The organism is Flavonifractor hominis, assembly GCF_040095835.1.
Taxonomy (GTDB): Bacteria; Bacillota; Clostridia; order Oscillospirales; family Oscillospiraceae; genus Flavonifractor; species Flavonifractor hominis.
In genome coordinates this window covers 162,210-181,116 of record NZ_JBBMFT010000004.1, presented here as the reverse complement: position 1 = coordinate 181,116, position 18,907 = coordinate 162,210, and the positions used below count along the sequence as shown (strand labels likewise).

15 protein-coding genes, 1 riboswitch and 1 other annotated feature are annotated in these 18,907 nt (G+C 62.2%); of the genes, 2 read left to right on the top strand and 13 right to left on the bottom strand.

All coding sequences use genetic code 11. The annotated features are described in order from the left end of the window. Position 1: 1 nt before the first annotated feature. Positions 2-116: riboswitch (TPP riboswitch) on the bottom strand. A gap of 28 nt (positions 117-144) precedes the next feature. Then, a complete protein-coding gene (locus tag WMO45_RS08425; RefSeq protein WP_349140206.1) occupies positions 145-1,059 on the bottom strand; it encodes an RluA family pseudouridine synthase in 915 nt (304 codons plus the stop codon). Beyond that, a complete protein-coding gene (gene lspA / locus WMO45_RS08420) occupies positions 1,034-1,513 on the bottom strand; it encodes a signal peptidase II (RefSeq protein WP_349140205.1) in 480 nt (159 codons plus the stop codon). The genes WMO45_RS08425 and lspA overlap by 26 nt, the downstream gene beginning before the upstream one ends. 148 nt (positions 1,514-1,661) lie before the next feature. Here lspA and WMO45_RS08415 point away from each other — a divergent pair, with 148 nt between their 5' ends. Beyond that, positions 1,662-3,518 (top strand): tetratricopeptide repeat protein, encoded by a 1,857-nt coding sequence (locus tag WMO45_RS08415; protein ID WP_349140204.1) that lies wholly within the window; start codon positions 1,662-1,664, stop codon positions 3,516-3,518. A 109-nt stretch (positions 3,519-3,627) separates the two neighbouring features. On the opposite strand, the gene ileS is transcribed toward WMO45_RS08415, so the two are convergent. The 11 genes from ileS to miaB all read right to left on the bottom strand — a co-directional run bounded on the left by ileS (position 3,628) and on the right by miaB (position 17,684). After that, a complete protein-coding gene (gene ileS / locus WMO45_RS08410; protein ID WP_349140203.1) occupies positions 3,628-6,423 on the bottom strand; it encodes an isoleucine--tRNA ligase in 2,796 nt (931 codons plus the stop codon). 36 nt (positions 6,424-6,459) lie between these two features. Beyond that, the gene (locus WMO45_RS08405) at positions 6,460-6,669 is read right to left on the bottom strand and encodes a PF20097 family protein (RefSeq protein WP_349140202.1); all 210 of its coding nucleotides are present in this window, start codon (positions 6,667-6,669) and stop codon (positions 6,460-6,462) included. Between the two features lie 44 nt (positions 6,670-6,713). Further along, positions 6,714-6,934, bottom strand: a binding site (T-box leader). 80 nt (positions 6,935-7,014) lie between these two features. Further along, a complete protein-coding gene (locus WMO45_RS08400; protein ID WP_349140200.1) occupies positions 7,015-7,806 on the bottom strand; it encodes a DivIVA domain-containing protein in 792 nt (263 codons plus the stop codon). A 281-nt stretch (positions 7,807-8,087) separates the two neighbouring features. After that, entirely contained in the window at positions 8,088-8,588 is a 501-nt protein-coding gene (locus WMO45_RS08395) for a cell division protein SepF (RefSeq protein ID WP_349140199.1), read from the bottom strand. Positions 8,589-8,612: 24 nt separating this feature from the next. Next, a complete protein-coding gene (locus WMO45_RS08390; protein ID WP_349140198.1) occupies positions 8,613-9,320 on the bottom strand; it encodes a YggS family pyridoxal phosphate-dependent enzyme in 708 nt (235 codons plus the stop codon). Positions 9,321-9,344: 24 nt separating this feature from the next. Continuing rightward, a complete protein-coding gene (locus tag WMO45_RS08385; RefSeq protein WP_349140197.1) occupies positions 9,345-10,631 on the bottom strand; it encodes a biotin/lipoyl attachment domain-containing protein in 1,287 nt (428 codons plus the stop codon). A gap of 15 nt (positions 10,632-10,646) precedes the next feature. Then, positions 10,647-10,880 (bottom strand): RNA chaperone Hfq, encoded by a 234-nt coding sequence (hfq, locus tag WMO45_RS08380; protein WP_349140196.1) that lies wholly within the window; start codon positions 10,878-10,880, stop codon positions 10,647-10,649. Positions 10,881-10,958: 78 nt separating this feature from the next. Continuing rightward, positions 10,959-12,893: a DNA mismatch repair endonuclease MutL gene (mutL, locus tag WMO45_RS08375; protein ID WP_349140195.1), complete on the bottom strand. Its 1,935-nt coding sequence runs from the start codon at positions 12,891-12,893 to the stop codon at positions 10,959-10,961. Between the two features lie 20 nt (positions 12,894-12,913). Beyond that, on the bottom strand, positions 12,914-13,618 hold the full coding sequence (locus WMO45_RS08370) for a CPBP family intramembrane glutamic endopeptidase (protein ID WP_349140194.1): 705 nt from the start codon (positions 13,616-13,618) through the stop codon (positions 12,914-12,916). Between the two features lie 28 nt (positions 13,619-13,646). Next, a complete protein-coding gene (mutS, locus tag WMO45_RS08365; RefSeq protein ID WP_349140193.1) occupies positions 13,647-16,244 on the bottom strand; it encodes a DNA mismatch repair protein MutS in 2,598 nt (865 codons plus the stop codon). A gap of 36 nt (positions 16,245-16,280) precedes the next feature. Further along, entirely contained in the window at positions 16,281-17,684 is a 1,404-nt protein-coding gene (miaB, locus tag WMO45_RS08360) for a tRNA (N6-isopentenyl adenosine(37)-C2)-methylthiotransferase MiaB (protein ID WP_349140192.1), read from the bottom strand. Between the two features lie 145 nt (positions 17,685-17,829). Between miaB and WMO45_RS08355 the strand changes: the two genes are divergently transcribed. After that, on the top strand, positions 17,830-18,897 hold the full coding sequence (locus WMO45_RS08355) for an alanine racemase (protein WP_349140191.1): 1,068 nt from the start codon (positions 17,830-17,832) through the stop codon (positions 18,895-18,897). Positions 18,898-18,907 lie beyond the last annotated feature (10 nt).

The window sequence follows — 18,907 nt, the reverse complement described above, 5'->3', positions numbered from 1 at the left end:
AGTAACAGCCGAATGCTCTTCCTACGCCGGCATTACCCGGATCAGGTTCAAGGGACACGGGCGGCCATACGCCCTGATCTCAGCCGGACTTGCGTCCAGCGCCCCTGCGATTCGATTGGATTTGATCTGCGGTTCAGAAAAAGTTTATACCAGACGGGCGAGCTTTGTCAACACCCCGGTGAAATAGGCGGGCAGCGGACACTCCACCGTCACCCGTTCCCCGGTGCGGGGATGGACGAAGGACAGCCGCCGGGCGTGCAGGCACTGTCCGGCCAGGCCGGGCCAGGGCTTTTTCGCGCCGTATACCGTGTCCCCCAGCAGGGGGTGGCCCAGATAGGCCATGTGCACCCGGATCTGATGGGTGCGGCCGGTCTCCAGCCGGCACTGGATGTGGGTATAGCCCGCAAAGCGCTCCAGCACCGTATAGTGGGTCACCGCCCGCCGGCCGCTGTTCCGGTCCACGCACATCTTTTTGCGGTCGGTGGGGTGGCGGCCAATGGGGGCATCCACCGTGCCCGTGTCCTCCCGCAGTCCGCCCACGCACACCGCCTCATACTCCCGGTAGAGGGAGTGGTCCAGAAGCTGGTCGGCCAGCTTCTGATGGGAAAAGTCGTTCTTGGCCACGATCAGCAGGCCGGAGGTGTCCCGGTCGATGCGGTGGACGATGCCGGGTCGCAGCACTCCGTTGATTCCGGAGAGTGATGTTCCACAGTGATATAACAGTGCGTTGACCAATGTGCCGTCCGGATGGCCCGCCGCCGGGTGGACCACCATCCCTACGGGCTTGTTGACCACGATGACGTCGTCGTCCTCATACACCACATCCAGGGGGATGTTCTGGGGGCGCACGTCCACCGGCTCCGGTTCCGGCAAAGTCACGCAGAGCGTATCCCCCGGGCTGGTCTTATAATTTTTTTTCACCGGCGCGCCTGCCAGGGTCACCGCCCCCTCCTCCAGCAGGCGCTGGGCTGCCGAGCGTGTGAGCTCGGGCACCAGGCGGGCAATGAGCTGGTCAGCCCGTTCCCCCGCCCGGTCAGCGGTCAGCAGCAGCGGCGTCATGCCCCTTCTCCCCCTTGCCGTCAAAGAACAGATAATATACGCAGAACGCGATGCCTCCCACCACCACACAGATGTCGGCCACGTTGAATACGGGGAAGGTGATGAACAGGGTCTGGAACATGTCGGTCACATAGCCCAGAAAAGCCCGGTCGATGAGATTGCCCACCGCCCCGGCCAGCACCGCCGACAGGGTAAACATGGCCACAGGGTGGGGAAAAACCCGGCGCACCAGCAGCACGGCCAGAAGAATGGACACAGCCAGAGAGATGAGGGTCAGGATCCAGGTGTGGTTTTCAAACAGGGAAAAAGCCGCGCCGGTGTTCTGTACATAGGTCAGCTGGAGAATATGGGGCAGGAAGGGTACTCCCTCCCCCAGCGCGAGGTTGGTCCGCACCAGGAATTTGACCAGCTGGTCCAGGGCCACCAGGGCCACGACGAAAAGGACGTAGATCATGCAAAAAAGCTCCTTTGTCAAACTCGGATGGTTTCTATTGTATCACGCCGGCGGTGGAGAGACAACCGGGGAAATCCGCGGTCGAATAAGGTTGAAGAAGCTAGAAAAAGTTGGTATACTGGCAGAAAGAATCAAAAAGGCGGTGAGGATGTTGGACGAGAGCCGGATTTTGCCGCTCAACCTCTTTCTCAATACCATGCGGGAGGGCTGCCAGAACGAAAAGCGCTACTGTTTTATCCTGGGGGCTGGAGCTTCCAAGACCTCGGGGATCCCCACAGGGGAGGAACTGGCCAAACAGTGGCACGAGGAGATCTTGGAGCGCTATACCCAGCAGGAGATCCAGCAGCTGAAAAAACGGCTGGGGGTACGTAAGACCAAGCCCTCCAGCAAGGCCTATTTTGACCTGTACGCGCTGCGCTTTTTCCCCGACTATCACAATGGTTCGGCCTTTTTGGAGCGTGCCATGGAGCAGGCCCAGCCCAGCCTGGGTTATTATCCCCTGGCTGCGCTGCTGGCCTCCACGGAAAACAACCTGGTCATCACCACCAACTTTGACAGCCTGGTGGAAGACGCGCTGTTTATCTACACGCAAAAAAAGCCCATTGTGATCAGTCATGAACTGCTGGCTCAGTATATCAATTTCAATACCCGCAGGCCCATTGTGGCCAAGATCCACCGGGGACTGTTTTTTGGCCCGCTCAACCGGGCCGAGCAGGTCAACGGTCTGTCGGAGCAGTGGAAGGAGATCCTGCGGGAGGCATTCAAGCGCTATACTCCTGTGGTCATCGGCTACGCCGGAGGCGATCACAGCCTGATGGACTTCCTCAAAGATACCCAGAAGCTCAATGGGTTGTACTGGTGCTACCGCCATGAGGAACCCCCTGCGGAGATCCAGAAGGTGGTGGAGCAGCACGACGGCTTCTTTGTCCCCATTGAGGGCTTTGACGAAATGATGTACCTTATGGGGCAGAAGTTTGGCTATGAAGATCCCTGTGAGCGCATCAAGCGGGTGGCTGAACAGCGGGTGACCCACTATCAGGAGCAAGTGGGCGCGTTTCAGGCGCAGCTGCGCGCCATGACCGACCCAAGTGAGGACCAGAGCCGAATCCTCCGGGCCCTGGATGAGAACCAGCAGGCCAAGCTGCAGCGCCTTAACCGGAGCCTGGAGCTGGACGGTGAGGATGGCCAGACCTACCGGGAACGGGGCATGCTGTTTTACCAGGCCAACGAATACCAACTGGCCTGCCACGATTTGACCCGGGCGGCCGAGCTGGGTACCGAAGACAGCCAACTCTACCTGCAGCGGGGCAACTGCTGCTATTACCTGGGGCAGATTGAGGAGGCCATCGAGGATTATGGCCGATCGCTGGAACAAGAGGAAAACAGCCAGGCCTACCGCAACCGTGGCCTGATGTACATGCAGAAACAGGAACATGAGTTGGCTATCAGCGATTTTACCCATGCCATTGCGCTGACGCCCGATCAACAGATCCTTTATACCCTACGCGCCAGAGCCTATTGTATCAATGGGGAATATGAAAAAAGCCAGGCCGACTGCGGCCGAGCTCTGGAATTGGGATTGCCCAGCGCCGAGATCCACACCGTGCTGGCTGACGCGCTGGAAAATCTCGGGCAGGATGAGCAGGCGCTGCAGAACTACCAGAAGGCCCTCCAGCTGGACCCGGACTATGAGCGGGCGTACAACAACCGGGGCGTGTTTTATCTGAGCCGCGGACAGCAGGAGGCGGCGCTGGCCGATTTTCGCAAGGCGACCCGGCTAAAGCCGGAGGAGGCGCTCTATCACGCAAACGTGGGCAGTGCCCTCAATGAGCTGAAGCGCTGGAAGGAGGCGCTGACCAGCAGCAACCGTGCCATCAAGTTAAATTCCAAGCTGGCGGTGGCCTATCAGATCAGGGCCAATACCTATGAGGGGCTGGGCCAGAAGGAAAAGGCGGCCCAGGACCAGCAGACCTATGAGACTCTGAACCGGGAAGCGCCGCAGTAACTATATAAAAAAGGACGCCGGGCATAGCCCGGCGTCCTTTTTCTGATCGTGTTTAAACGCTTGGACGCGCTGACGCGCGCCCCGCTTCGCGGAGGCCGAGCTGTGCCTGTTATTCTCCCACCACGGCGGCGCAGCGGTCGCACAGCTCGGCATGGTGGCCGGCGGTGCCGATGTGCTCGTTGTGGTTCCAGCAGCGGGGGCACTTGGGGGCCTCGGACAGCTTGACGGCGATGGTGCAGGGGATCAGGCAGTCCTCATTCTTCTCGCCCTCCACGGCCTCGGTGGTAACGGTGACCTTGGAGACGATGCACAGAGTGGCCAGGTCCTCGGCGGCCAGGGCGGCGGCATCCTCAGCGGACACGGAGATGGTGACCTCGGTGTCCTGGGCCTTCTTGAACACGCCGGCATTGCGGGCGTTTTCCAGAGCCTTGTTGACGGCGTCCCGCAGGCTGACCAGCTTGTTCCAGCGCTCCTGGGCGGCGGCGTCCAGGGTGAAGGCGGCGTTGTCGTCGGGCATGTCGTTGAGCAGCACACTCTCGGCGTCCACGTCCTTGGCGTGCTTCATGGCGTGCCAGATCTCGTCGGAGGTGAAGGCCAGGATGGGGGCCACCAGACGGGTCATGCCGTCCAGGATATAATAGAGGGCGGTCTGGGCGGAGCGGCGCTCGGCCTCGGTGCCGCAGTACAGCCGGTCCTTGATGATGTCCAGGTAGAAGTTGGACATATCCACCACGCAGAAGTTGTACACCGCACGGTAGACGCCGTGGAACTCGTACTTGTCATAGGCGGCACGGGCGGTCTTCACCAGCTCGTTGAAGGAGGCCAGGGCGAACCGGTCCAGGTCCATCATCTGCTCCACCGGCACCAGGTTGGCGTCGGGGTCAAAGTCGCACAGGTTGCCCAGCATGTAGCGGGCGGTGTTGCGGATCTTCAGGTAGGCCTGGGAGAGCTGCTTCATGATGTCCTTGGAGATGCGCATGTCCTGGGTGTAGTCGGCGGAAGCCACCCACAGGCGGAGCATGTCGGCGCCGTACTCCTTAATGACCTCGTCGGGGGAGACGGCGTTGCCCAGGGACTTGTGCATGGCCTTGCCCTCGCCGTCCACAGTCCAGCCGTGGGTGGCAATCTGGTGATAGGGAGCCACGCCGTTGACAGCGATGGAGGTAAGCATGGAGGACTGGAACCAGCCGCGGTACTGGTCGCCGCCCTCCAGGTACAGGTCGGCGGGGTACTTCAGATAGGGACGCTCAGCGGCGACGGCGGCCCAGGTGGAGCCGGAGTCGAACCACACGTCCATGATGTCGGTCTCCTTGGAGAAGTGGGTCTTGCCGCACTTGGGGCACACGAAGCCCTCGGGCAGCAGGTCCTTGGGCTCCTTGTCGAACCAGATGTTGGAGCCGTGCTCACGGAACAGCTTGGCCACGTGGGCGATGGTCTCGGGGGTGACGATGTCGGCCCCGCAGTCGTCACAGTAGAAGATGGGGATGGGCACGCCCCACACGCGCTGGCGGGAGATGCACCAGTCGGAGCGCTCGGAGATCATGGAGATCATGCGCTCCTTGCCCCACTCGGGCTTCCACTGGATGGAGTCGCAGGACTTGACGGCGGCGTCCTTGATGGCGTCCACGGAGCAGAACCACTGCTCGGTGGCACGGTAGATGATGGGATTCTTGCAGCGCCAGCAGTGGGGGTAGGAGTGGGTGATGTTCTCCTTGGCAACCAGGAAGCCTTCCTTCTCCAGGTCCTCCACCACCATGTCGTTGCCCTTGGCGTAAAACTGGCCGTTGTAGCGCTCGTCGGTCATGACGCCCTTGGCGTTGACGGGCACGGGCACGCCGATGTGGGTCAGGCCGGCCTTGTCGTACTGCTGGCAGATCTGGAAGTCCTCGGCGCCGAAGCCGGGGGCGGTGTGGACGCAGCCGGAGCCGGCGTCCAGGGTGACGTGGTCGCCGTTGAGGATGACGGACTCCCGGTCGAACAGGGGGTGGGTGGCGGTCATCAGCTCAAACTCGCTGCCCTTCAGGGTAGCCAGCACCTTGCAGGCCTCATAGTCGATGTGAGCGGCCTTGCACACGCTCTCGGCCAGGTCCTTGGCCAGCACATACACGTCGCCATTGGGCACCTGGAGCAGCACGTAGTCGAACTCGGCGTTCAGGCAGATGGCGAAGTTGCCGGGGATGGTCCAGGGGGTGGTGGTCCAGATCACGAAGTAGGTTTTCTTCAGATCGGTGTACTGGCCCAGCTTGCCCTTGTCGTCCCGGACGGGGAACTTGACAAAGATGGTGGTACAAGGATCGTCGGCGTACTCGATCTCGGCCTCAGCCAGAGCGGTCTGGTCGGCGGGGCACCAGTACACGGGCTTCATGCCCTTGTAGATAAGTCCCTTCTCGGCCATCTTGCCGAAGACTTCGATCTGCTTGGCCTCAAACTCGGGCAGCAGGGTGATATAGGGGTTCTCCCACTCGCCCAGCACGCCCAGGCGCTGGAACTGCCCGGTCATCTTGGCGATATAGCCCTCGGCGTACTCCCGGCACTTGGTGCGGAACTGGGCGGTGGTCATCTCGTCCCGCTTTACCTTCTTGTCCTTCAGAACGGCGGACTCGATGGGCAGGCCGTGGGTGTCCCAGCCGGGCACATAGGGGGCGTAGTGGCCGGTCATGTTCTTGTGCTTGACGATCATGTCCTTGAGGATCTTGTTCAGGGCGGTACCGATGTGGATGTTGCCGTTGGCGTACGGAGGGCCGTCGTGAAGGACAAAGCTGGGCTTGCCCTCGTTGCGCTTCACCATCTTGTGGTACAGGTCGTGGTCGTACATCTCCTTGAGCATGTCCGGCTCACGCTTGGGCAGCCCCGCCCGCATGGGGAAGTCGGTCTGGGGCAGATGGACGGTCTGGTTGTAATCCATGGGTGGTTCTCCTTTATTTTTAAATTATGAGTTATCCTATTCCTGTTGATCGTAGGTCATAAGGACCATCTGGCAGTCTACGCAAAGCCATGCCGGAAGGGTTCCGCCAAACATGCCCTGCAGGCGCAGGTCATCCTGGCCCAGAAAGATGGTCAGCTTATTTTTCTTTCGGCTCCAGAACAGGGGACCGCGGCCTGCGTGGAGCCAGCCCAGCTCCATTTCCTGGCCGCATTTGGGACACTTCAAAGCATCTCACCTTCCATTCCGCAAACAAAAAGCGCCCTTGTCTCCCAAGAGACAAAGGCGCACACCTCTGCGGTACCACTCTCATTGCCGCGGATATGCCGCGGCCCCTCGAAGGCCGGTAACGGGGCCAGCCGTGGCCGCTTACTGCTGGTTCAGCGGCACGCTCGGAGGTGATCTTCCCGGCCCTTCCCTGTCCGCCTTGCACCAATACGGCGGCTCTCTGCGCAGGGGCGGGGACGGTACTCGTCCTCTTCTCGGCGTTTTTCCGGATAAAAATTACTCGGAGACACGGAAAAACCGCGTCTCCGAGTATCTTACCCGTTAAAATCCGTTCTGTCAAGGGGTTTACTTGATTTCGTAATCCTTACCGAACTGCAGGTGGTCGAAGTCAATGCGGCGGGTGGGTTCGGTGGGCTCTTCCACCTCGTCCTCCTGAATGGGGCGGCGAATGGGCCGCTTATGCCGCTCGCCCTCCGGGTGATTCAGGTTGAGCTCCATGAGCTCGGCGTACAATCCGCCGTCTTTTTCCTGCACCGGTACCTCCACCGAGGCCTTATTCAGATCTAAGGTATCCTCGGGGTCCTCTTCCTCCTCTGCGGCGGACTGCTCCTGGGCCACCAGCTTTTCCACGCTGGCCTGAATGTCCTGGGCGGCGGTGGCTACCGGATCAGCGGCAGGTGCGGGGGCGGTGAGCTTGGACAGGCCGGAGAGGTAGTCCATCTCATGCTGATAGAGCTCCTTGAGCTTGGCTACGTAAGCGGCAGTGGCGTTTTGGGCCGCGGCCAGGCGCAGCTGTTCATCCCGCACGCCCTGCTGCAGTTCTGCCACCCGGGCCTTGGCCTGGGCTTCCGCACCCCGAAGAATCTCAGACTTCTGGGCCTCTGCCTGGGCCACCAGCTCGTCCGCCATCTTCTGAGCGGTCAGCAGAGCCTTGCGCATGGCCTCTTCCGTGGAGCGATATTCCTCCACCTTGTCTACCAGTACCTTCATCTTGGCCTTCAAAGTGGCATTTTCCTTGTACAGAGTGGTATAGTCTGCCGTCAATACGTCCAGAAATTCATCCACCATGGCCATGTTATAGCCGCCGAAGGAGGCCTTGGAAAAGGCGTGCTCCGAGACTTCCTGAGGTGTCAGCATAGATTGTTCCCCCCACTGGGGCATCCCGTCCCGTCGGGGCCCCCGATTTCATTTCTTTATCCGGCCCTTGTCAGAAATACAGGCCGTTGTTCTCCAGCTCGTCGATCAGGTCGCCCAAAATGTCCGCCCCACCCGATGCTTGGCATCGTGCGGGGGCCCCTGCTTTTTATCTGCCCGGGCGAAGTGAATTCGCCCGGCATCAAGGTTTTGGCTGTGCCAAAACGCTTGGGACGCCGGACTCCCGGCGGGACAATGTGGACGATGTTCTCCTGGAACGCAACTTAGAAATACAGGCCGTTATTCTCCAGCTCGTCGATCAAATCGCCCAGAATGTCCACATTGTAGGGCGTGATGATGTAGGTGGAGATAGCCACCTTCTTGATCTTGCCCTCGTTGGCATAGGCCACGCCGGACAGAAAGTCCAGCAGACGGCGGGCAATATCCTTGTTGGTGGATTCCAGGTTGAGTACCACGGTGCGCTTTTCCCGCAGGTGGTCGGCGATCTCGCTGGCGTTCTCAAAGCGCTCGGGCTTTACCAGAACCACCTGCAGCTGGGTGGTGGTGTGGATATTGACGACCTTGTTGCTGCGCCGCTCGTTCTCCACGGGGAAAATACTGCCGGTATCCTGGCTCTTGGCGCTCTTGGTGCGCTCCAGCCGCTCCCCGCCGGTGCGGTCCATGCGCTCACTGCGGGAGACCGGTTCGTAATCGTCAAACTCATCCTCCTCCGGTTCGTCCTCGTAAGGACGGGCCAGACGCTTGAGTTCATCTAAAAATCCCATAATGGATTCCCTCCCAAAGTTGATCTATCCTTTGTGCATGGGAGGGCGGGGGCCGAAGAGCGCGGTGCCCACCCGCACCAGGGTGGCCCCTTCCCGCACGGCGTCTTCAAAATCGCCGCTCATACCCATGGAAAGACAGTCGATGTCAGCTTTATTATCGTTCAAGTTGGTTCTTATGTCAACATAAAGCTGATGCATTTTTGCAAAAAACGGCCGATTTCCGTCCAAACCGGAGGCAACAGGCGGAATGGCCATTAGTCCCCGCAAACGCACATGGGGGCAGGCGGCCGCCTTCTGGGCCAGGGCCAGCAGCTGTTCCGGAGCGACTCCGCTTTTGGACTGCTCTCCACCAATATTTACCTCCAGCAAAATGTCCTGCCGAAGGTCCAGTTTGGCGGCCTGGGCCTCGATGGCGTCCAGCAGGTGTTCCGAGCCTACGGATTCAATAAGGTCCACCCGGCCCACCACCTGCCGGACCTTATTGGTCTGCAGGTGGCCAATAAAATGCAGGGCCGCGCCGGCATAGGCGTCGTCGTCCAGATGGGCTGTCATCTCCTGTACCCGGTTCTCTCCGCAGATGGTGACTCCGGCGGCGATGGCCTGCCGGATGGTGTCCGAACTCTGGACCTTGGTGGCGGCCACTAGGGTAACCTCAGCCGGGTCCCGGCCTACCTCTCGGGCGGCGGCGGCGATCCGTGCCTGGACCGCCTGGATATTTTCTTGCAGAGACATAGCAAACAACCTCCCAACACTCTCTTATGTTATGACCTGTCCGTCGTACAGCTCGTCCGACGCGATGATGATCTCATCCCCGGCCCGCAGGGCTTTTTTGCGCTCGGTATCGGTGGAGGCAGGTGCGGCCTGTACTAGGGCAAAATCCTCTTGCTGGTCCAGGACCACAATGGGCTTGAACTCCGCTTGCTCGCCTACCAGCACAAATACACCGGTGACGTTAACCTGCTGCTCCTCGCCCGTCTCCTCGTCTGTCACCGTCTGAGTCAGCACCCGTATGGCCTGCTTGGGGACCCGGATACCGGTCTGGGTGTCGAATACCAGTTCCACCGTCTGTTTGCGCAGCAGGGTGGTGTCGGACAGAAACCGCGTGCTGGACAGAACCACAGGCACTTGGCCGTTTTCCTCCGCGCCGATATGCTCCACTGTCATGTCCACCTCGCCGGACCAGTCCCGGGAAAAGCGAACTGTAACGGTGCGGCCCTCCACCAGACGTTGGCTGTCTGTGGTGTCCATGGAGCAGACAAAATACCAGGTGGAATCCGTAATGAGTTTGCCGATGGCTGATGCATCTTCCGCCGGTTTCTGGGCGGCAATTTGCTGGAGCTGGGACGGGGTAATGCTTTCCAGCATGTCCGGGGTGATGAGGGATTCAAAGCCGTCCACCACACCGGAAAAAACACCGGATTGATCGGCGGTGACCCGGCCGGTATTCTGGGCGGCCTGGCTGCTCAGAGCGCTGATCTGGGCGTTTACCGCATCAATGGAGGCCTGAATGGACGCGGCCGCCTCTTCGCCGGTGCCGCTGAACGTATAGTCCCGCTTGTAGACCAGGCTTTTGAGCTTCATAGTCTGGTCTTCCAGATTGGTCAGGTCCCCTGCGCTTACCGAGGCATGCAGATCCACGATGGCCTGGATCACCTGCTGGCTGAGCTGGGAGGAGTCTCCTGTGCCGGAGGAGCGCTCCAGCGCGTACTCCAGCTGCTCCTTTTCCAGCTCCAGACTCTGCAGCTGCTGTTTGCACTCCAGGCCTGAATTATCCTGGTAGAGCAGAGCCACGGTACCTCCCTTGGCGACTTTTTCACCTTCCTCGGGCAACAGGTCCACGATGCCGCCCGTGCTGGTAAGTACCGACTCCTCCCGCACCAGAAGGCCGGTGACCTCCAGGCTGTCATCCACCGTATAGGAATAGGACACCACGGTGCGGTAGGAATCGTTGAAACTCCGCCAGGCAGAGACGCCCAGATAGGCCAGTATGGCTGCCAGCAAGGTCAGCATTACGATTCGGTTGGTCAGTTTTCCTTGTCTCATAGGCAGTGTTCCTCGTTACACCGCCGTCTCCTCCTCCAGGGAAATGGCCCGCTCCGGGACAATGGTGGAGATGGCGTGCTTGTAGATGACCTGCTGCTTGTCCCCTGTCGTAAGTACCACGACAAATGCGTCATATCCGGTGATCTGGCCCCGCAGCTGATAACCGTTCATCAAGAAAACCGTCAGACTGGCGTGGCTTTTCCGGGCCCGGAGCAGAAACAGGTCCTGCAGATTGTTGCTTTTTTGCATGTGGATGCACTCCTTTTCTATCTCGAGATGCATCCAATATATACCAATTATCGGGCGCTTTTGGTCGAAACCGGGCCCCTAAGCCCGGCCAAAGCGCTTTTCCAATTGCTTTCGGGTAAGCTCAATGGCCACCGGCCGGCCGTGGGGACAATACTTGACTGCGCCGGAGAGCACTGCCTGCGCCACTTTGTAAAGTTCGGCCGGGCTGTTTTTCTGTCCGCCCTTGATGGCCGCTTTGCAGGCCATAGTGTGCAGCAGTGCGTCCCGGGCACTTTCCGGGTCAGCCGTCCCGCAGGTGAGCAGCTTTCCCGCCAGCTCCCCCAGCACGTCGGGGATCTCCCCCGCTGCCACGTCGCTGGGGGCGGAGCGGACCAGAATGGCCCCGCCGCCGAAGTCCTCCGCCTCAAAACCAAAGCGCTCCAGCAGGGGCAATTGGGCCAGCAGCGCCGCCCCCTCTTCCGCCGGAGGAGTGAACACCACCGGGGTAAGCAGGGTCTGGACCATGGGCTGGTAGCCCTCGGCCTTCAGCCGGTCAAAATTCAGCCGCTCGTGGGCGGCGTGCTTGTCGATAAAGAGGACCTTCTCGCCCTGTTCCACGATGATATAGGTATTAAGTACCTCCCCTGCCATGCGCCAGGGGATCTCCTCCGGCTCCGGTGTGGGTTCTGGTGTGGGCTCTGGTATGGGCTTGGGCTCCGGTGCAGGCACAGGCACCGGCTTGGGTGCCGGAGCTGGGACTGGTTTGGGATCGGGCGCCGTGTTGGCCTTGGGGGCGGCCGCCGGGACAGGACGAGCCTGGGGCCGGGGGGCGGTGACGTCGTGCAGAGGCAGTACGGGGGCGGAACGCTCCGTCACGGGGAAGGGCGGCCGCACCGGTGTTTCCCGGCGGGGAGGCTGTTGCACCGTCTCCCCGGATGCAGGCCGGGCCGGCGGACGGAGAACGGTCTGATGGGGAGTAACGGTGTCCGCCGCCCTGGGAGCGGAGGAGCGGGGCGACTGTTCCACCACGGCGGCGGGGCGGGAGCGGTCGGCCTCCAGGGTGGATTTGACCGCATAATAGACGGCATCAAAGACCTTTTTCTCGCTGCCGAACTTGACCTCCTGCTTGGTGGGGTGGACGTTCACGTCCACCGCGTTGAGCTTGGTGGTCAGGTGGAGGACGCAGCCGGGAAACTTGCCCACCATTTTCTGGTTGGCATAGGCTTCCTCCAGTGCGGCGGTCATGGTGCGGCTTTTCACATACCGGCCGTTGACGAAAAAGTGCTGATACCCCCGGGTTCCCCGGCAGCAGGTGGGCAGGGAGACGAAGCCAGATACGCTCATATCCTCCCCCGAGCCCTTTACCGGCGTAAAGCCCAAAGCAAGATCCCGGCCCAGCACGGCGTACAGGGCGGATTTCAGCTGGCTGTCCCCGGGGGTGAGCAACTCCTGTCGGCCGTCCCGCAGGAACTTGACCGACACCTCGGGGTGGGACAGGGCCACCCGCTGTACCATGGCAAAGCAGGCGGCGCCCTCGGCGGCGTCCTTTTTCATAAACTTGAGCCGGGCGGGGGTGTTGTAAAAGAGGTCCCGCACCACCAGGGTGGTGCCCTTGGGGCAGCCGGCTTCCTCCTGGCTCACCACAGCGCCCCCTTCCAGGCAGAGGGCGGCGCCCAGCGTCTCCTCCGCCGTGCGGGTGAGCAGTTCCACCCGGCTGACGGCCGAGATGGCGGCCAGAGCCTCCCCACGGAAACCCAGGGTGCCGATGGCCTCCAGGTCGTACTCGGTGCGGATCTTGCTGGTGGCGTGGCGGAGGAAGGCGGTCTGGGCCTCCTCCGCGGCGATGCCGCAGCCGTTGTCGGTGACCCGGATGAGGGTCATGCCCCCGTGCTGGATTTCCACCGTCAGCTGGTCGGCTCCGGCGTCAATGGCGTTTTCCATCAGTTCCTTGACCACGGAGGCAGGGCGTTCCACCACTTCGCCGGCGGCGATGAGGTCGGCTACATGGGGGTCTAATGGTTGAATGTGGGGCATGGACGGGCTCCTTTCCGGGATCAGTGTGGGAGAGTGGAGGCCAGGGAGACGGCGTTGAGGACCATATGCAGGGCAATGGCGCTCCAGATGGAGCCGCCGTTGTCATAGCACCAGGTGAGGGCCAGGGACATGGGTACGTATTCCACAAAGAGCAGCAGGTAGCGCAGATCCACCGTGCCGTAGGCGTAGACGAACTGCCACACACAGTACACCGCGTATACCAGCACCGAGAGCACGTACCCAAGCAGCCGGCTGTAACGCCGGGCGGTGCCGAAGAGCAGCCCGCGGAAGAGGGTCTCCTCCACCAGGGGCATGAACAGCACCAGGATCACCACCGTGGCCACCGGGGCCAGGGCAAACTGCTCGGGGTAGCTGAACTGGTTGGGATTTTCCACCGGCAAAGGAATGAGGCCTACCAACAGATGAAGGGCGCCTGCGCCCACAAGACCGGTGAGGAAAGCAAACAGGTTTTCCGGCAGCCAGTCCAGCAGCAGGTCTATCCCGTGGCGCAGAAAGCTCCAGAACACCAGGAATACCAGCGTGGCCGCCAGCAGGTAGTAGACCACATTGGACTCGGCCACGGGCAGCTCTCCGTGAAAGGAGCGCTGGATCCAGCCCATCACCCAGGGAAAGACCAGTACATACAGGGCGAAAAAGACCCAGCCGCGGCCCATCTCGGCCCGGGTGAGCTGGGGCCGCCAGGGGCGGCGCAAACGGCTTGGCATATTGGCGACCTCCTTGACGATAAGCAGATCAGAGCATTTGCTTGAGTTCAAACAGCAGGTTCATGGCCTCGATGGGGGTCATGACGTTTACATCGGTTTCCCGCAGGCGCTGGACCACCCGGCGGTCCCCCATGTCCAGCAGGGAGACCTGTTCCTCGGCCGGAGCGGCGGGCGCGGCGGGGAGCGCAGCCCCCCCGGCCTCCAGCTCGGCCAGGATCTTCCGGGCCCGGCGGAGCACCGGCTCAGGCACACCGGCCAGCTTGGCCACTTCGATGCCGTAGCTCTGATCGGCCCCGCCCCGGATGATCTTGCGCAGGAAGAGAATATCGTCCCCCTTCTTTTTGGCGGCGATGTTGTAGTTTTTCACCCCGGGGATGACCCCCTCCAGGGCAGTGATTTCATGGTAGTGGGTGGCAAAGAGAGTCTTGGCTCCCAGCTTTTTCTTGTCGGCGCAGTACTCCAGCACTGCCCGGGCGATGGACATGCCGTCGTAGGTGGAGGTGCCCCGGCCGATCTCATCCAGGATGAGCAGGCTCTTGCTGGTGGCGTTTTTCAGCAGCTCGGCCACCTCGGTCATCTCCACCATAAAGGTGGACTGACCGGCGGACAGGTCGTCGCTGGCCCCGATGCGGGTGAACACCCGGTCCACCACGCCGATGCGGGCGGCCCTGGCGGGGACAAAGGAGCCCATCTGGGCCATAAGTACGATGAGGGCCACCTGGCGCATGTAGGTGGACTTGCCCGCCATGTTGGGGCCGGTCAAAATGGCCACCGTGTTTTCGGTGTTGTCCATCTGGGTGTCGTTGGGGACAAAAAGTGCGTTTTTGAGCATCTTCTCCACCACCGGGTGGCGCCCGTCGGTGATCTCGATGCGGTCGGACAAATCCACGTCGGGCCGGCAGTAGCCGCTCTCGGCGGCCACGGCGGCAAAGGAACAGAGCACGTCGATCTGGGCCACGGCGGCGGCGGAGCGCTGGATGGCGCCCACCTGTTCGGCCGCCCGCTCCCGCAGCTGGCAGAACAGCTCAAATTCCAGGGCGGTGATGCGGTCCTGGGCGGAGAGGATCTCGTGCTCCAGGTCCTTGAGCTCCTGGGTGATGTACCGCTCACAGTTGGTAAGGGTCTGCTTGCGGATGTAGTCCTCAGGCACCTGGTCGTAGTAGGACTTGGAGACTTCGATGTAGTAGCCGAAGACCTTGTTGTAGCCCACCTTCAGGCTCTTGATGCCGGTCTTCTCCTTCTCCCGGGCCTCGATGCCGGCCACCAGATCCTTGCCGTTGGTGAGGATGTCCCGCAGCCGGTCCACCTCGGCGTTGTACCCGGCCCGGATGAAGCCGCCCTCCCGCACGGAGAAGGGAGGCTCGTCCACAATGGCCCGGCCAATGAGCTCCCGCAGCTCGTACAGGTCGTCCAGCTCCTCCCGCAGGGTGCCCAGCAGGGCCGAGGCGGTGGAGTCCAGTCCCTCCCGTAGCCGGGGCAGTTTGCCCAGCCCCAGGGCCAGGGCGGCCAGGTCCCGCCCGCCGGCGGTGCCGTAGACGATACGCCCGATGAGCCGCTCCAAATCGGGGATCTCCTTCAGGCAGAGAATGAGCTCCTCCCGGCCGATGGCGTCGCTCACCAGCTCCCCCACCGCGCCCAGCCGGCGGCTGATGGCCGCCGGGGAGAGAAGGGGCCGCTCCATCCAGGCGCGGATGAGCCGGTGGCCCATGGCGGTGCGGGTCTTGTCCAGCACCCACAGCAGGCTCCCCTTCTTCTCCTTGGAGCGCAGGGTCTCGGTGAGCTCCAGGTTGCGCCGGGCGGTGAGGTCCAGCTCCATAAACTGCCCGGTGGTAAAGTATGTCAGGGTAGAGATGTGGGACAGGTCGGTTTTCTGGGTCTCGTAGAGGTAGCCCAGAAGGCCGCCCACCGCCCGCAGGGCGGCCTCGTCCCCCTGGGGCAGGCCGTCCAGTCCGTCGCCAAACTGCCGCTGGGCGGCGGCTTGGGCGTCGGTCAGGTCAAAGCGGGCCGCCCCGCCGTTTTCACAGCGGCACTCCAGCTTTTGGGTGAGAAAGCCCACCAGGGCCTTGTCCTGCCAAGCCTCCTCCGAGAGCATGGCCTCCCGGGGGGCAAAGCGGCCCAGCTCGTTGTAAAGGTGCTCCTCCGCCTCCGGTCCGGAGAAGGAGGTGACGCTCATTTCGCCGGTGGAAATGTCGCAGAAGCACAGCCCCGTGCCGCTCCCGTCCCGATACAGGGCACAGATGAAGTTGTTGCGCCCCTCCTCCAGCATGGAGGAGGCGATGACTGTGCCAGGGGTGATGATGCGGATGATGTCCCGGTCCACCAGGCCCTTGGCGGTGGCCGGGTCCTCCATTTGCTCGCAGATGGCGACCTTGTAGCCCCGGGCGATGAGCCGGGCAATGTAGGCGTCGGCCGAGTGGTAGGGCACGCCGCACATGGGGGTGCGCTCAGCCTCCGGCTTGCCCCGGTCCCGGCTGGTGAGGGTGAGCTCCAGCTCCTGGGACACCAGCTTGGCGTCCTCGTTGAACATCTCGTAAAAATCCCCCAGCCGGAAAAACAGGATGCAGTCCGGGTGCAGTTCTTTCATGTGCAGGTACTGCCGCATCATGGGGGTGGTCTCTGGTGGCATGTCGCTTCTCCTTTTTCCAATCTGGGCCGGGCCGGATTACACCGGCCGGCCGGTAAGGGACCACTTGTTGGCCCCGGTGATCTCCACGTTGACAAACTGGCCGATGAGGGACTCCTCCCCGCTCAGGCGCACCAGCCGGTTGCCCGGGGTGCGGGCGGTGAGACCCTTGTCGTCGGAGCCGTCCACCAGGCAGCGGACGGTCTTGCCGATGTAGGCCGCGTGCTTCTCCTCCGAGATCTGGTCCTGCCGCTCCACCAGCCGCTGGAACCAGGCCGCCTTCTCCTCCTTGGAGACGGGGTCGTCCATCTGGGCGGCGGGGGTGCCCACCCGGGGAGAAAAGATAAAGGTAAACAGGGCGTCAAAGCGCACCTGGTCAATGAGGGTCATGGTCTGCTCAAAGTCCTCCGCGGTCTCCCCGGGGAAGCCCACAATCACGTCGGAGGTGATGACCACGTCGGGGATCGCTTCCCGCAGCCGGCGCACCTTGTCCAGATACCCAGCCCGGTCGTATACCCGGTTCATAGCCTTCAGCACCCGGTCGCTCCCCGCCTGGAAGGGCAGGTGGAAACAGGGGGCGATCTTGGGAGAGGAGGCCATGGTGTCAAAGAGTTTCTGGGAGGCGTCCTTGGGGTGGCTGGTCATAAAGCGCAGCAAAAAGTCCCCGGGGATGGCGGCGGCTGCCTTTAAGAGGTCGGCAAAGTCCATGGGTTCCTCCAGGTCCTTGCCGTAGGAGTTGACGTTCTGGCCTAGCAGGGTGATGTCCTTGTAGCCCTGCTCCACCAGGCCCCGGATCTCCTCCAGAATGACCCCGGGCTCCCGGCTGCGCTCCCGGCCCCGGACATAGGGCACGATGCAGTAGGTGCAGAAGTTGTTGCACCCGTACATAATGCTTACCCAGGCCTTTACCCCCTCCTGCCGGACCAGGGGGATGCCTTCGGCGATGGAGCCGGGCTCGTCGGCAATGTCAAAAATGCGGCCCCGGCGGGTTACCAGGCGGTACAGAAGTTCCGGGAACCGCCACAGGGCGTGGGGGCCGAACACCAGGTCCACCTGGCGGTAGCTCTCTTTGATCTTCTGGGCCCGGTGGGGCTCCTGGGCCATACAGCCGCACACACAGATGAGCTGGTTGGGCTTCTGGCGCTTGGTGTGTACCAGCGCCCCCACGTTGCCCAGCACCCGCATCTCCGCGTGCTCCCGGATGGCGCAGGTGTTGATGACGATCAGGTCGGCATCGGCCTCCTGGTCGGTGAAGGAATATCCCATCTCATGCAGGTAGCCCCGCAGCCGCTCGGAATCGGCTTCGTTCTGCTGGCAGCCGTAGGTGTCCACAAAGGCCAGCGGCGGGGTGGGACGGGCGGCGTTGCGCTCGTGAAGCTTCTGGCAGAAGTCCCGCTGGCGGGCGATGTCCTCAGGGGAGATTCGGGTGGTCTGTCGGTTCAAAATCGTTCCTCCAAATTGCGTATTTCGATCTTAAAATCATACCACTTTTCCCGGGAAAACACAAGTAAAACCCCCTTTTCGTTGACGGCCAGTTTGGGAGAGTATATAATAAAGAGACTACGCAAGAGAGAAAGGCGGCCGGAGCATGAAAACGCTGGTCATCGAGCGGGAGGCGCTTAAGCGCAACATCGGCGTCATCAAGGAGCGGGCCGGAGAGGCCGTGATCTACGCGGTACTCACCGGTGACGGCCAGGGGGCCGGGCTGGTGGAACTGGCCCGCATCCTGCGCCAGGAGGGGATCGGCCGCTTTGCTGTGTCCGAGCCGGGAGAAGCCGCCGCCCTGCGGAAGGCCGGCTTTGTGGAGGAGGAGATCCTCATGCTCCGCCCCACGGTGGACCGACAGGAGCTGGAGGAGCTCATTGAGCTGAATGTGGTGTGCTGCATCGGCTCTACCGATACCGCCATGGCCCTCAACGGCGCGGCGGAGGCCCGCTCCACCGTGGCCGAGGCCCACATTCAGGTGGATACCGGCATGGGTTTCGGCGGGTTTCTGGCCGATGAGCCGGAGAAGATCCTGGCCCTCTACCGCAACCTGCCCAACGTGGCCATTTCGGGTATCTGTACCCAGATGCATGCCAGGAAAAAGGGCGGCGAGGACCTGAACGCCCGGCTGGAACAGTTCCACCGGGTGGTCCAGGCGGTGCAGGATGCCCGGTATGAGACCGGCGTGGTCCACGCTGCCGGGTCCTATGCCCTGCTCCACTGTGCTGAGGCCCGGCTGGACGGGGTGCGGGCGGGCTCAGCCCTCATGGGCCGCTGCCGCCGCCGGCGGGGGGACGGCCTGAGCCGGGTGGGCTACGGCGAGGTGGCGGTGGAGGAGACCCGCTGGCTCCCCAAGGGCCACACCGTGGGCGCCGGGGACCCGGTGACCGTTCGCCGGCCAACCCGGGTGGCGGTGCTGCCGGTGGGCTATCAGAACGGCTTCGGCGTGGCCCGGGCCGGGACGGTGGGCTTCTGGGCACTGGTGCGCCGGTGGCTGGCCGGCCGGCGGCGGACGGTGCGCATCAACGGGCAAAAGGCCCCCATCATCGGCGCTATCGGTGCCATTGAGACCATTGTGGACGTCACAGACATCAAGTGCTCCGCCGGAGATCTGGCGGTGTTTGATCTGGACCCCCTGTACGCCAAGGGGTTTACACGAGAATACAGATAAGGAGAAACAG

Coding starts and splice junctions, on each gene's coding strand:
- WMO45_RS08425 (WP_349140206.1), bottom strand. CDS start 1,059: ATGACGCCGCTGCTGCTGACCGCTGACCGGGCGGGGGAACGGGCTGAC.
- lspA (WP_349140205.1), bottom strand. CDS start 1,513: ATGATCTACGTCCTTTTCGTCGTGGCCCTGGTGGCCCTGGACCAGCTG.
- WMO45_RS08415 (WP_349140204.1), top strand. CDS start 1,662: ATGTTGGACGAGAGCCGGATTTTGCCGCTCAACCTCTTTCTCAATACC.
- ileS (WP_349140203.1), bottom strand. CDS start 6,423: ATGGATTACAACCAGACCGTCCATCTGCCCCAGACCGACTTCCCCATG.
- WMO45_RS08400 (WP_349140200.1), bottom strand. CDS start 7,806: ATGCTGACACCTCAGGAAGTCTCGGAGCACGCCTTTTCCAAGGCCTCC.
- WMO45_RS08395 (WP_349140199.1), bottom strand. CDS start 8,588: ATGGGATTTTTAGATGAACTCAAGCGTCTGGCCCGTCCTTACGAGGAC.
- WMO45_RS08390 (WP_349140198.1), bottom strand. CDS start 9,320: ATGTCTCTGCAAGAAAATATCCAGGCGGTCCAGGCACGGATCGCCGCC.
- WMO45_RS08385 (WP_349140197.1), bottom strand. CDS start 10,631: ATGAGACAAGGAAAACTGACCAACCGAATCGTAATGCTGACCTTGCTG.
- hfq (WP_349140196.1), bottom strand. CDS start 10,880: ATGCAAAAAAGCAACAATCTGCAGGACCTGTTTCTGCTCCGGGCCCGG.
- mutL (WP_349140195.1), bottom strand. CDS start 12,893: ATGCCCCACATTCAACCATTAGACCCCCATGTAGCCGACCTCATCGCC.
- WMO45_RS08370 (WP_349140194.1), bottom strand. CDS start 13,618: ATGCCAAGCCGTTTGCGCCGCCCCTGGCGGCCCCAGCTCACCCGGGCC.
- mutS (WP_349140193.1), bottom strand. CDS start 16,244: ATGCCACCAGAGACCACCCCCATGATGCGGCAGTACCTGCACATGAAA.
- WMO45_RS08355 (WP_349140191.1), top strand. CDS start 17,830: ATGAAAACGCTGGTCATCGAGCGGGAGGCGCTTAAGCGCAACATCGGC.